This is a genomic window from Streptococcus sp. (assembly GCF_041802885.1).
Lineage (GTDB): Bacteria > Bacillota > Bacilli > Lactobacillales > Streptococcaceae > Streptococcus.
Window position 1 is genome coordinate 1 of record NZ_JBHCHN010000020.1, and the last position, 12,655, is coordinate 12,655.

Annotated in this window: 13 protein-coding genes and 1 pseudogene; 2 read left to right on the forward strand and 12 right to left on the reverse strand. The window is 43.5% G+C overall.

Annotated elements, in window-relative coordinates:
• A pseudogene (locus ACEYCN_RS02690) lies at positions 1 to 952 on the forward strand (ribonucleotide-diphosphate reductase subunit alpha); the annotation flags it as partial.
• Positions 953 to 1,330: 378 nt separating this feature from the next.
• Entirely contained in the window at positions 1,331 to 2,293 is a 963-nt protein-coding gene (gene nrdF / locus ACEYCN_RS02695; protein ID WP_373712762.1) for a class 1b ribonucleoside-diphosphate reductase subunit beta, read from the forward strand.
• 46 nt (positions 2,294 to 2,339) lie between these two features.
• Here nrdF and ACEYCN_RS02700 read toward each other — a convergent pair whose 3' ends face one another.
• The 12 genes from ACEYCN_RS02700 to prsA form a co-directional block, all read right to left on the reverse strand.
• Positions 2,340 to 2,915: a DUF3267 domain-containing protein gene (locus ACEYCN_RS02700; RefSeq protein WP_373712763.1), complete on the reverse strand. Its 576-nt coding sequence runs from the start codon at positions 2,913 to 2,915 to the stop codon at positions 2,340 to 2,342.
• A 27-nt stretch (positions 2,916 to 2,942) separates the two neighbouring features.
• Positions 2,943 to 3,644, reverse strand: a complete 702-nt coding sequence (locus ACEYCN_RS02705) for a lysostaphin resistance A-like protein (RefSeq protein ID WP_373712764.1) — start codon at positions 3,642 to 3,644, stop codon at positions 2,943 to 2,945.
• A 14-nt stretch (positions 3,645 to 3,658) separates the two neighbouring features.
• On the reverse strand, positions 3,659 to 4,414 hold the full coding sequence (locus ACEYCN_RS02710; protein WP_373712765.1) for a DUF3169 family protein: 756 nt from the start codon (positions 4,412 to 4,414) through the stop codon (positions 3,659 to 3,661).
• Positions 4,411 to 4,626, reverse strand: coding sequence for a helix-turn-helix transcriptional regulator (locus ACEYCN_RS02715; protein ID WP_373712766.1), 216 nt, complete (start codon positions 4,624 to 4,626; stop codon positions 4,411 to 4,413). Before ACEYCN_RS02715 ends, ACEYCN_RS02710 begins: the two co-directional genes overlap by 4 nt.
• Positions 4,627 to 4,638: 12 nt before the next feature.
• Positions 4,639 to 5,337: an ABC transporter permease gene (locus tag ACEYCN_RS02720; protein WP_373712767.1), complete on the reverse strand. Its 699-nt coding sequence runs from the start codon at positions 5,335 to 5,337 to the stop codon at positions 4,639 to 4,641.
• Positions 5,330 to 6,166, reverse strand: coding sequence for an ABC transporter ATP-binding protein (locus tag ACEYCN_RS02725; RefSeq protein WP_373712768.1), 837 nt, complete (start codon positions 6,164 to 6,166; stop codon positions 5,330 to 5,332). Before ACEYCN_RS02725 ends, ACEYCN_RS02720 begins: the two co-directional genes overlap by 8 nt.
• Positions 6,167 to 6,180: 14 nt before the next feature.
• Positions 6,181 to 6,501, reverse strand: coding sequence for a hypothetical protein (locus ACEYCN_RS02730; RefSeq protein ID WP_373712769.1), 321 nt, complete (start codon positions 6,499 to 6,501; stop codon positions 6,181 to 6,183).
• Between the two features lie 245 nt (positions 6,502 to 6,746).
• Positions 6,747 to 7,112, reverse strand: a complete 366-nt coding sequence (locus ACEYCN_RS02735) for a YccF domain-containing protein (protein ID WP_373712770.1) — start codon at positions 7,110 to 7,112, stop codon at positions 6,747 to 6,749.
• An 11-nt stretch (positions 7,113 to 7,123) separates the two neighbouring features.
• A complete protein-coding gene (locus ACEYCN_RS02740; protein ID WP_373712771.1) occupies positions 7,124 to 7,951 on the reverse strand; it encodes a glycosyltransferase family 8 protein in 828 nt (275 codons plus the stop codon).
• Between the two features lie 83 nt (positions 7,952 to 8,034).
• Positions 8,035 to 10,653 (reverse strand): alanine--tRNA ligase, encoded by a 2,619-nt coding sequence (alaS, locus tag ACEYCN_RS02745; RefSeq protein ID WP_373712772.1) that lies wholly within the window; start codon positions 10,651 to 10,653, stop codon positions 8,035 to 8,037.
• 296 nt (positions 10,654 to 10,949) lie between these two features.
• Entirely contained in the window at positions 10,950 to 11,441 is a 492-nt protein-coding gene (locus ACEYCN_RS02750) for an LURP-one-related/scramblase family protein (protein WP_373712773.1), read from the reverse strand.
• Between the two features lie 236 nt (positions 11,442 to 11,677).
• A complete protein-coding gene (gene prsA / locus ACEYCN_RS02755; RefSeq protein ID WP_373712774.1) occupies positions 11,678 to 12,646 on the reverse strand; it encodes a peptidylprolyl isomerase PrsA in 969 nt (322 codons plus the stop codon).
• Positions 12,647 to 12,655 lie beyond the last annotated feature (9 nt).

Sequence of the window (12,655 nt, forward strand, 5' to 3'; positions counted from 1 at the left end):
GGGAACAGACGTGTCTTGTAACCTAGGTTCAACCAACATTGTCAACCTGATGAAATCACCAGATTTCGGCCGTTCTGTAAGAACCATGACACGCGCCCTGACCTATGTGACAGACCATTCGCACATTTCTGCAGTACCATCTATCGAAGCTGGAAACGAGCGTGCCCACTCCATCGGTCTTGGTGCCATGGGACTTCACTCCTACTTGGCTCAAAACTTGATTGATTACGGCTCAAAAACAGCGGTAGAATTTACCAATATCTACTTCATGCTCCTCAACTACTGGACCTTGGTGGAATCAAACAATATCGCTCGTGAGCGCAAGGCTACCTTCCATAACTTTGACAAATCCAAATACGCAGATGGCACCTACTTTGACAAGTATGTCACTGGTGACTACCAACCAAGTTCAGACAAGGTAAAGGGTCTTTTCGAAGGCATCTTTATCCCAAGCGGTCAGGACTGGGCAGACTTACGTGACAAGGTCATGGCAGATGGACTCTACCATCAAAACCGCCTGGCAGTTGCGCCAAACGGTTCCATCTCCTATATCAATGACGTATCTGCTTCAATCCATCCGATTACCCAACGGATTGAAGAGCGCCAAGAGAAGAAAATCGGTAAGATCTACTATCCAGCCGCTGGTTTGGCGACTGAAACCATTCCTTTCTACAAGTCAGCCTATGACATGGATATGCGCAAGGTCATCGATGTCTACGCTGCTGCTACCGAACACGTGGATCAAGGTTTGTCTCTGACTCTCTTCCTTCGCAGTGAATTGCCAAAAGCCCTCTACGAATGGAAAACAGAGAACAAGCAAACCACCCGCGACCTCTCTATCCTCCGTAACTATGCATACAACAAAGGCATCAAGTCCATCTACTACATCCGTACCTTCACGGATGATGGCGAAGAAGTCGGCGCTAATCAATGTGAGAGCTGTGTGATTTGACGTAGCAAGTTTAGCTGTTGATAAATCAACTAGCTAAACTACGCTAACCGCTATCGGCGGATTAGCTAGCTACCTCACTAACTACGAAACTGAAGAAGTATCGTCTTCAGTTTCTGCGTGTCGTAAAACTCTATCATCCATTGGTGCTAAAGTACCTAAGTGGCTTACTACCTCGAAAAGTCGTTAAGATTGAACGACTTTTCTCAGGTCGTAACTACTAAAAGCTGTTGATAAATCAACTAGCTAGACTAGGCTAACCGTTAATGGTATAGAAAGATTATCATTTAGCGCTATCTAAAACTCGTAAAGCTAGTCTTATCTGCTCGGCTAGCTTTCTTGTCTGTTATCCCCAAATTGACTCTTAGGAGAAAAAACAACATGTCACAAACCTACTACAAAGCCATAAACTGGAATGCCATTGAAGATGTCATCGATAAGTCGACCTGGGAAAAGTTGACCGAGCAATTCTGGCTCGATACCCGTATTCCCTTGTCCAATGACCTAGATGACTGGCGCAAACTATCTGCTGCTGAAAAGGACCTGGTTGGTAAGGTCTTCGGTGGCTTGACCCTTTTGGATACCATGCAATCCGAATCTGGTATTGAAGCCATTCGGGCCGATGTGCGGACACCACATGAGGAAGCTGTCCTCAACAATATCCAATTTATGGAATCAGTTCACGCCAAGTCCTACTCTTCCATCTTCTCGACCCTCAATACCAAGAAGGAAATCGAAGATATCTTTGAATGGACCAACAGCAATGAGTATTTGCAGAAGAAGGCTGAAATCATCAATGAAATCTACCTGAACGGCAATGCCCTGCAAAAGAAGGTAGCTTCTACTTACCTAGAAACCTTCCTCTTCTACTCTGGCTTCTTCACACCGCTCTACTACCTTGGCAACAACAAGTTGGCCAATGTGGCTGAAATCATCAAATTGATTATTCGTGATGAGTCTGTTCACGGGACCTATATCGGCTATAAGTTCCAACTCGGTTTCAATGAATTGCCTGAAGAAGAGCAAAATGAATTCCGCGACTGGATGTATGACCTGCTCTACCAACTCTATGAGAATGAGGAAGGCTACACCAAATCCCTCTACGATTCAGTTGGCTGGACAGATGAAGTATTGACCTTCTTGCGCTACAATGCCAACAAGGCCCTCATGAACCTGGGCCAAGATCCCCTCTTCCCAGATTCAGCTGATGATGTTAACCCCATCGTCATGAACGGTATCTCAACCGGTACCTCCAACCATGACTTCTTCAGTCAGGTCGGCAATGGTTACCTCCTCGGTACAGTTGAAGCCATGCAGGAAGACGACTACAATTACGGTTTATAAAAAAACAAGGCAGAGCCCAACTGGGCCTGCCTTTTCGCATGTCATCTTATGCAGTCTCTTGATAGAAAACCATGCCTACACCCGTATCTTCAATCAAGATGCCCTTTGGAGCAAACAGCAAAAGGATGCAGAAATAGAAATCACCAATACAACCTGCGGTATGCATACTAGTCAAGAATATATAAGACGGGATTGTCAGGAATCCTAGGGCAAATAATACACTTAAACCAATGGTAATAAATATAAAGGGTGCAATGCCAATCCAGAGGAATTTGCCCTTACTGTACTTAGTCCCTGGACTGGTAGCAGAAAGAGCGTACCAGTGAAAACCATACTTGACGGGTCTGTCAGGTGCAAAGGCCTTGAAGAAGAGACCGTGTATGAGTTCATGAATGATCAATGTAGCGACCATTGTCAGCAGAAAGACCAATATATCCAGTCCTGTGATTGTAAATTGAACCTCATCAGGAATCCGACCAAGGCGCAGCCCCATGAGTAGGCCTGCTAATTTTGAAAAGATTGGAACACTCAGAACAAAGAGACCAAATCCCAAAAGATTGAGAAGAATCAAGGTCAGTTTGCTTTTGGAAATATTAAATTCCTTGATTTTGTGCAGTGACATAATCACCACCCCCTTCATTCATCAAGTTTAAGAAAAAATTGTATAAGCTAATAGAATAGCTGGAGGGATGTTATTTATCATATGCAGCAAGATAGAGTCCTTGATATTCCTACGTCGGGCATAGGCCAGATAAAAGACGATTCCAAGTCCAGTATACATGATCCATTCAATCAGATTGGTGGCATGTAAAAGCCCAAAGATGAGCGAGGTCACAATAGCCGCCAACCACTTGTTCCCTCCAGAAAAGAGGAGCTGACTGGCCAAACCACGAAATACCAATTCTTCAATAATAGGTGCGACAATACCAATCACCAGCAAGAAGCAAATGGTGAAAGGCCAAAAACCTTCCTTTAGTCCTGCCGTAAGGCCAAAGATTGCTCGGTCATTCATACTCATTTGATTGCCACTAACCAGCTGATTGATTACTGTTCCCGCTACTGCTATGACACGACCAGCCAGATAGAAGAGTAGAATGATACCAACATCTTTCCAGCTGATCTTTTGCTTCGCTTGGTCAGTATCTACACCTTTCTGGTACCATTTCCAGAGCCAGGTGATAAGGAAAGCAACGATGACGGTATAGGCCAAGGCTAAGAACCATTTGACACCACCCTCTAAATCACCTTGAAATCTGATAAGAAACATGGGCGTTGCATTTGCGACTACTATCAAGACAATCAAACCAATAAAAATCAAAGCCTTGGTAAATACTCCTTTACCTTTATCCATATTTTCTCCTCCTTTTATTTAAAGTAACGGCGAACCATCTGGTACTGCATGCAATTGATAAAAGCATGGATGAACAAAATCACTGCGTATGCAACCAGTTGATTGGTTTGGGTGACCATTTCGATGAAAAATACCACCAGATACAGAATGGGCAAGATGCGCTGATTGAGGTTAAACTGGATAACGAAGGCCTGTTCAAAGTTGGCCTGTTGCTCCCCCTCGTCCAGCGAGTACATGTAATCCTTGACTTCTTTCACTGTTGGGAAAGCCGATAGTTTGTAGTTGCGAATCTTTTGGGTCGTCTTGAAAACCAGAATCTGTCCAATAATCATCAGGATGATAAAAGCATAGTCAAAAGGAAATGACATAGTGGCTCCGTTCTCCTCTATGATAAACTTTGCGCCAAGTAGGATATTGAACAGGGCCAGACTAATGGCGACATTATAGAGAATGGTCGCATACTCCAAGTATCGAAAGGTTTTAGGATAGAGTTCATCCACCAAGTCATCATCCATCGCTTCCGCTGCCAAATACTGGGTATGCAATTTCCTAGCCTGCCATAGAAAATAGGCTGTTAGGATACTGAGTAAAATCAAAACAGGCCTCGTAAACCAGAGAATACTGTCAGCAGGAATGCCATTTGGCAAGCCTCTGAAATCAAAAGAAGCCGTGGTATAGCCGACTATACCGCCAGCTAATCCTGCTAAAATCATCCAGCCAAGATTGCGCAAAATCCGCTTTCCTGTTGTTAATTGTTTTCCTTGTTTCATTCCTCAACCTCCACTAATCGAAAGACATTTTCCAAGGGCTCATGAAAGACCTGAGCAATCTTCATGGCAATAATCACGGATGGCGTATATTCACCTCGCTCGATAAGACTGATAGTCTGGCGGGACACCCCTGCCAGCTTGGCCATCTCCGTCTGATTGACCCCATCCCTGGCCCTCAATTCCTTAAGCCGATTTTTTAACACTAGAGTCATAGGTCCACCTCCTTACCGATTCACTTGTTTTTGCCGTGTTAACCAGACAACTACAAACATGGCCCCCACTAGCCAGAGGATAAGGCAAAGAAAGGAAGTGCCAAAAACTTGGTAATCAGCTAACTCAACTGAATATTCAGAGTAGGAACCAAGGTAAGTAAAACCGATGATTTTTTCAATAGTCTTGTCCATCAGCGAAAACATAGGCAGGAGCATGGTCACCATCATGATGGGCATAGCTCCGATGGTAGCCTTGGACTGAGTATCTACCACGAGGGCAATCCCCATAAAGACGAGAAAAACTGTCAAGGAAGTGACCAACATGACCGGAATGTATTGCCAACCGAGTTCCACCAAATCCATCCCCAAGTAAAGAGGGAGAGAAAAGAGGTAGAACAGATTGACTAAGAAAGGAATAATAAGACTGGCTACCACGTATTCCCAGTTTTTTACTCCTGCCAGTTGAAGACTGCGTTGATTATTTTTTTCCGCTTCTTCCCCAACAACAATCGGCAAAAGGTATCCAGTCATAGCTGGAATCATGGGAAGAACCATGAACAGAATCATATCCTCCATTCCGTCTTGTCCTTTAAACATATACTGATAAAGAATCACCATCAAAATGGGCATGAAGAGATTGACCGAGACCATTTTATTAGCCAAAATCATTTGAAATCGACTCCAAATAAGAGCATTCATTCGTCTAACCATTTAAGTTTCCTCCTGTCAACGAAATAAAGATATCTTCCAAGGTCGGCTCGCAAGAATGAATGGTTTCTATTTCCTCTACCCGATCCAGCTGAACCAATTCATCATAGGCCATAACCTTTTCTTGTCCATCTTGGTAACAAACTCGAACTCGCTTATCTGTATAGTACTTCCTAATTAAATTAGCTGGCCTGTCAGTCTCCACTAGTTTTCCTTGGTAGAGCAGAGACACACGGTCACAAAGTAGGGTTGCTTCCTGCATATCGTGTGTGGTTAAGAATATGGTAGTTCCTTGCTCTTTCAGTTCCAACAGCCAGTCATGAATCATACGTGAAGTAGCTGGATCTAGACCACTTGTTGGTTCGTCAAGAAAAAGGAATTTGGGTTTATGAATCAGGGAACGGGCCAAAAGCATCCGTTGCTTCATCCCAGTTGAGAGTTTTTCAGCTGGCTTCTGCCGACTCTCATAGAGCCCGACACGGTGCAACAACTCATCTACCCGGTCATTGGAAACACCATGCCACTTGCTGTACACTTGAATATTCTTATAAAGAGTCATTTTTTCATAAAAGCCACTAGTATCACTGACAATTCCAATTTGAGCCAAGTCTTCACTGGTCAAGTGACTGGCTTTCTTACCAAAAATCTTGCTAGAACCTTCTGTTGCCAACAGTTGACCAGTCAAAATATTGATAGTGGTCGTTTTACCAGAACCGGATGGTCCTAAAAATCCGAATATTTCACCTTGCTCTATGTCAAATGAAATACCGTCAAGAGCTGTCTGGTCACCAAAACGTTTCACAAGGTTTTGAACCTCAACCATTTTTGTCATCTTACTCACCCTTTCTATCCCAAAGGTCTTAATTCCTTAATATTATCAATACGAACAATTCGCAGTTCAACTCTTCCCTTCTTATCTGTTCGGCTAATCTTTAGCCATTCATCGTCAATTTCTAGGGTATCATAATCCCCTGAAGTTCCATCTTCAAAATACAAACTGCACTTGCTTCCGATTAGTTCCTGAATCATCTGTGACATATTATTCTCTCCTTGCATCTTATTTCTTTTTTCCAATTTCTTAATCCGAAATTGCATTTTTTTCACCTTATCTGACAAGGTGATATTGACCATTGCTAAAATAAAGGCCATGATTCCGAAGTATTCCATTCTCCATTCCTACTTTCTCTTAAGGATTTTGACTTTGGAATGGTTGATAGCAACGTCGCTCTCCATCTCAAAGCAACTTAAAAATTGAACGTATTTCATATTTTTCTCCCTTTTTCACTCTCATTGTAACACTTCTTTTTCTTTTTGACAAGTATCGTTGTCAAAATTTTTATAATTATTGTCAAAATTACAAGGATAATAGGCAAAAAAGACCAGCAGCTGGGCTGCTAGTCTAGGTTTGAACTTCAGTCGACATAGATTTTTGCCCCAAAGGGAAAGAGACTAATCCCTGCCAGCTTTACTGATTGGATGGCAAAGGGGATGCCGATGATGGTGATGGCCAGCAAGAATGCTGAGAAAAGATGCAGGAGGGCTAATTCCCAGCCAAAGATGAGAATCCAGATGAGATTGAGGAAGAGACTTCCGATATTGGTGCTCGCTTCTATTCGTTTACCAAAGGGAAAGAGACCAAAATTCCCAATTTTAAAGCACTGCAGGCCAAAGGGAATGCCGACCACTGTGATACAAAGCAAAAGCCCAACAAAGGTCCAACTAAACCAGGACCAGAGCCCGCCGAACAAAAACCAGATGATATTTCCAAGTGTTTTCATAGTGATTCCTCCTAGAATTTTTCTTCAGACTTCCGAGTCAAACTTGCAATAAACTTGTAAAGCCCGGAGTAGCGTCCACGATAGTTGCTTTTCCAAGGCTTGTCTCGACCTGCAAAGTGCAGAAAGACCGTATGGTCAATGACCCAATTCAAATCCCATTTTCCCTGACTCTTGGTTTGATAAATCAGGCTATACCGAGCATCATAGTTATAGATTTCATCTGGGATGGCAATGACCTTGTCCGCATAGAGGCCGTTTAGGACATCCTGGTCCGGCAAAATCAGCCAGTTGCGATTCTTGTCGATAAAGTCTAAAATGGCCTGGCGTTTGACATGATGCCGGATGGCTTCCATATTCATAAGCAGAATGCCAGTATTGAAATAAGAAGAATCCATTTCAAAATTCTTGAGGCGGAGCTTGTTGACGTAATCCAGAAGCCGGCCATCTTCATTGTGACTGGCTGCTGCGTACAATTGATTTCCCATCTCCATCTCATAGAGGTCCCTGAAATCATTTAAACAAATCAGATCTGCATCCAGATAGAGGATTTTGTCAACTTCTGCTGGCAGAAACTCATGAGCCAGGAGGCGGTAATAGATGGTATCAGGATAACGGTCGGTCGTTGGAGCATGTGCAAAGGCTTCTTCTCCTACTACTATCGGATGATAGACCATCCCCAATTTCTCCACATATTTCTTGATGGCAGTATCTTGCTCCAGTAGATTTTTTTGCATGACAAAAACCTGAAAATCCTGCTGGGGCATCTGCTGGGCAATGGAAAAAAGAACCACCTTAAATTGCTCCACATAGGCATCGTCAATCACAAATAGTAGATTCAATTCACATACTCCCCCTCTCTTGCCTCTATCCTATCATAAATCAAGAGAAAAACCAAACTCCAGTAGGAGTTTGGCATTAGATTTTACAGGTTGTCTGCAACCGCGGCTAGCAAGTCTTGGATCTTGCTGGCATCCGAACCACCGGCCATGGCCATATCAGGTTTTCCGCCACCCCGACCTGAAACGATTGGGGCCAGGGCCTTGATGAGATTTCCGGCATGAATTTCCTTGGACTTGCTGGCTACCAAAAGATTGACCTTATCCCCAATACTTGCGACAAGGACAAGTACATCAGAGTAATCTTTTTGTTTCCAGTTGTCAGCAAAAGTACGAAGGGCACCAGCATCAGATACTGATACTTGGCTGGCAATGTAGCGAAGGCCAGAGCTTTCCTTGACATCCTTGAAGACATCCCCGGCTGCGGCTGCAGCTGCTTTTTCCTTGAGTTCTGCTACTTCTTTTTGCAATTCCCGAACTTGCTCCGTCAAGGCCTGAACTTTGGCAGGAGCATCCTTCAACTGCGGAGCTTTAACAGCCTTAGCCACTTCTTTGAGGGCGTCTTCTTGAGCCCGATAGGCTTCAAAGGCCCCTTGACCAGTGACTGCAAAAATACGGCGGGTTCCTGATCCGATTCCTTCCTCTTTTACAATCTTGAAGAGACCGATTTCAGCAGTATTGCCCAAGTGAGTTCCCCCACAAAGCTCGATAGAATAGTCACCAATCTTGACAACGCGGACATTCTTGCCATATTTCTCACCAAAGAGAGCCATAGCTCCCATAGCTTTGGCAGTATCGATGTCCGTTTCCACTGTTTCAACAGGGATGGCATTCCAGATTTGTTGGTTAACTTCTTCCTCGATTTGGCGGAGTTCATCAGCCGTTACAGCCTCGAAATGAGTAAAGTCAAAGCGGAGAACTTCTTCATCATTGAGGGAGCCAGCCTGGGTTGCGTGTTCACCAATCACGTTATGAAGAGCCGCATGAAGCAGGTGAGTGGCTGTATGGTTCTTCTCAACCGCACGGCGACGCTTGCTGTCAATTTCAAGGGTGTAGGTGGTACCTACTGCCAAACTTGCCAAGACATCCACCGTATGGAGGGCTTGACCATTCGGAGCCTTCTGAACATCTGTCACACGGGCCACAATATCGCCCTTGGCATTTTTGATGACACCGTGGTCCGCAACCTGTCCACCCATTTCCGCATAGAATGGGGTTTGGTTAAAGACCAGGAGGGCTTGACCTTCTGAAACCACTTCCGAGCGCTCATTGTTGGTGATGATGACGGACAGTTGACTATCCAGAACTTCATTTTCATAGTCAAAGACAGATGGCTCGATGATTCCAGCTAGAGTCTCATTTTGCATACCCATGGAGCCACCTTTGACCACGCTGGCCCGAGCCCGCTCCTGCTGCTCCTTCATGGCAGCCTGGAACCCTTCGTGGTCAATCTTGAAGCCTTGGTCCTCGGCCATTTCTTCTGTCAATTCAACTGGGAAACCGTAGGTATCATAGAGTTTGAAAATATCCTTGCCTTCCAGGGTATCCTGTCCAGCTTCCTTCAACTGAGCTAACAGATGATCCAGGTGGCCAGATCCGGCATCAATAGTCCGAGCAAAAGTTTCCTCTTCGCGTTTGATGATTTTTTCAATAAATTCGCTTTTTTCAAGGATTTCAGGATAATATGATTCCATGATTTGGCCAACAGTCGGAACCAATTTATAAAGGAAAGTTTCATTGATTCCCAGTCTACGACCATGCATGACCGCACGACGAAGGAGGCGACGCAGAACATAACCACGACCTTCGTTACCTGGAAGGGCCCCATCACCGATGGCAAAGGAAAGGGCGCGGATATGGTCAGCGATGACCTTGAAGCTCATATTATCGCCATCTGGGTCATAGGTTTTGCCAGAAATCTTTTCGACTTCACGAATGATAGGCATAAAGAGGTCTGTTTCAAAGTTGGTTTTTGCCCCTTGAAGGACCGCCGCAAAGCGTTCCAAACCAGCGCCCGTATCAATATTCTTATTTGGTAATTCCTTGTACTCAGACCGTGGAACAGCCGGATCAGCATTGAACTGAGATAAAACAATGTTCCAGATTTCGATATAGCGATCATTTTCCAAATCCTCTTCTAGGAGGCGAATGCCGATATTTTCTGGGTCAAATTCTGGACCACGGTCAAAGAAGATTTCAGTATCTGGACCGGAAGGGCCCGCACCGATTTCCCAGAAGTTCCCTTCCAAAGGAATCAGGTGACTCGGATCCACTCCACAGGCAATCCAACGGTTGTAAGAATCCTTATCATCAGGATAATAAGTCATGTAGAGCTTGTCTTTTGGAAAAGCAAACCATTCTGGGCTGGTCAAGAGTTCAAAGCCCCATTCAATCGCTTCATCACGGAAGTAATCCCCAATGGAGAAATTCCCCAACATTTCAAACATGGTATGGTGACGGGCTGTCTTGCCGACATTTTCAATGTCATTGGTTCGGATAGACTTTTGGGCATTGGTAATTCGTGGATTTTCAGGAATGACAGAGCCATCAAAGTATTTCTTGAGGGTCGCAACCCCAGAGTTAATCCAGAGAAGAGTTGGGTCGTTGACTGGGACAAGATTTGCTGAAGGCTCAACAGAGTGGCCTTTTGATTTCCAGAAATCCAACCACATTTGGCGGATTTGAGCAGAAGACATGTGTTTCATAAAATAAGATATAGAGTCCGCCCGTGATTGGACAGAAAATTAGGAGTCTAACGACAGATGCTTGCATTTTAGGAAGACTATCTATTTTCCGACAATCACAGGACGAATTCAGTTCCTTTCTGATGTTTTGTTTTTTTGTTCACTAAGATTGAAAGGAAAACAGCCTTTAGCTCGGGTTCAATTATGAAAAATTAGAACCCTTTCCTTTCTTTTTTGTTAGGTACATCCATTAAGAACGAATCATCCTATCACGGAATAATTCTGTTCCTGGCTGTATTCTTTTATGGAGATGGTTGTTAACTACCATTTGAAGAATTGGCTTCCATTGCTTTGACATAATCAATGGCCACCACCAAAGAAATGACTAAGTCAGCATAGCTTTCATCATAAACTTCGATATTGTAAGTTGATGTCAATCTGAGCCATTCTTGGGAGATTCGGGCTAGGACCTGTCCATCTTTTTCCAGGTCAAAGTCCATGTCCCAAAAGTCACCTTGGATAATCATATTGAGATTTTCAATCTGATAACGGGGCTTAAAAAGAGTCCATTCCTTGCGCAAGGTGAAAGATTCCCCACTAGCCAAATTGACCTTGAAGGTTGGTAAAAAGGATAAAAAAATTTTCTCAATCTGACTAACCAGGTTCCCCTGCATATCTGTAATCGTGAACCGTTTTGGAACACGGAACAAGCTTCCCTCGCACTGATAGTGGGGCATACCGGCCTCATCACTAATATTGAAACGGCCACCAAGCGACCACAATTCCTGCTTTAATTGAAAAGTCTTCAACACCCACCTCCAAAAAAACAAAGACAAGCCCAATCAACGAAGGGCGATATAAACCGCGGTACCACCTTCATTTCATGAACTTGTCATTCTCATTTCACTTATTCAATTTTGCGGATTGAGCAGCATGTTTCTCTGATTATCCATGGCTCGCAGCTACCGCCATTTTTCTGAATCAAATCACTGAAAAACAAATCTCAATACTTCATTATACTGATTTTTAAAACCAAGGTCAAGTCTTACTTGTCAGATTTTTCCGTTGTTGCCGTTTCTGTTGTTCCTTGATCTGTTGAGCTAGAAGAGCCTGTTGTAATATACTGAGAAAGGATATTTTGGAAGGCTTCATCTTTCACTTTTACATTAGCATCTTGGAGGGCTTTAGAGATAACATTGGTGATAAAAGTAGAGTCATTTTGCTTAGCAGTTAAAATTGCTTCTTTCAAGACTTTCTTGTAATCTTTCCAGTTATCAGATTTTTTGGTCTTCGTGTTTAATTTCACGATATAGTAGTTCGATGTGTATGTTGACATATCTACTACAGGTACAAGGGCAGCTCCAACCTGACCTTCGTCTAAGGCAAAAATAGCTGTCTGAACTTCTGCCGGAATGGTTGTTGAGGTTGAGTCAAAAGTTACTTTACCACCATCTTTTGCAGTATCGTCAGTTGAGTTTTCTTTGGCTAATTTTGCAAAATCAGCACCCTCTGCCTGAGCGCTTGCTAGAACTTCTTTTGCCTTTGTTTCATCAGTCATTTTGATAATTTGGGCAGTCACTTCAGGAGTATAATTTTCATAAGCTGCCTTATAGGCTTCATCTGTTAGCTCTTTTTTAGCGGCTTCTGCTACAGCATACTCAACCAATTTATTGGTACGAATCTGAGCCTTATAAGTTTCTTTTGTCAAACCAGCTGAAGATAGGGCTTGGGCGAAGTTATCACCATATTGTTTTGCCATTTTATTGTAGGCTTCGTCTACTTCCTTGTCAGTAACTTTTGAGCCGTATTTGGCTTCAAAAACATCCTTGATAACCATTTGAAGCAAAACTTGCTGTGCAGCAGAGTTGCTCTTTACTTCCTTGTAAAACTCAGAAACAGTGATGGTACCACCCTTCATAGAGATGATATCTTTGTCAGCTCCATTGGAACATGCTGCTAGAGTTGCTGCTGCAAAAAGGGTTACTGCCCCTGCAATGATTTTTTTAGTTTTCATTTAAAAAAT

What these genes read in the sequence shown, in the direction of transcription:
- prsA (WP_373712774.1), bottom strand. Translation starts at nt 12,646, where the DNA reads ATGAAAACTAAAAAAATCATTGCAGGGGCAGTAACCCTTTTTGCAGCA.
- ACEYCN_RS02730 (WP_373712769.1), bottom strand. Translation starts at nt 6,501, where the DNA reads ATGGAATACTTCGGAATCATGGCCTTTATTTTAGCAATGGTCAATATC.
- ACEYCN_RS02725 (WP_373712768.1), bottom strand. Translation starts at nt 6,166, where the DNA reads ATGACAAAAATGGTTGAGGTTCAAAACCTTGTGAAACGTTTTGGTGAC.
- ACEYCN_RS02735 (WP_373712770.1), bottom strand. Translation starts at nt 7,112, where the DNA reads ATGAAAACACTTGGAAATATCATCTGGTTTTTGTTCGGCGGGCTCTGG.
- ACEYCN_RS02715 (WP_373712766.1), bottom strand. Translation starts at nt 4,626, where the DNA reads ATGACTCTAGTGTTAAAAAATCGGCTTAAGGAATTGAGGGCCAGGGAT.
- ACEYCN_RS02710 (WP_373712765.1), bottom strand. Translation starts at nt 4,414, where the DNA reads ATGAAACAAGGAAAACAATTAACAACAGGAAAGCGGATTTTGCGCAAT.
- ACEYCN_RS02720 (WP_373712767.1), bottom strand. Translation starts at nt 5,337, where the DNA reads ATGGTTAGACGAATGAATGCTCTTATTTGGAGTCGATTTCAAATGATT.
- nrdF (WP_373712762.1), top strand. Translation starts at nt 1,331, where the DNA reads ATGTCACAAACCTACTACAAAGCCATAAACTGGAATGCCATTGAAGAT.
- alaS (WP_373712772.1), bottom strand. Translation starts at nt 10,653, where the DNA reads ATGAAACACATGTCTTCTGCTCAAATCCGCCAAATGTGGTTGGATTTC.
- ACEYCN_RS02705 (WP_373712764.1), bottom strand. Translation starts at nt 3,644, where the DNA reads ATGGATAAAGGTAAAGGAGTATTTACCAAGGCTTTGATTTTTATTGGT.
- ACEYCN_RS02700 (WP_373712763.1), bottom strand. Translation starts at nt 2,915, where the DNA reads ATGTCACTGCACAAAATCAAGGAATTTAATATTTCCAAAAGCAAACTG.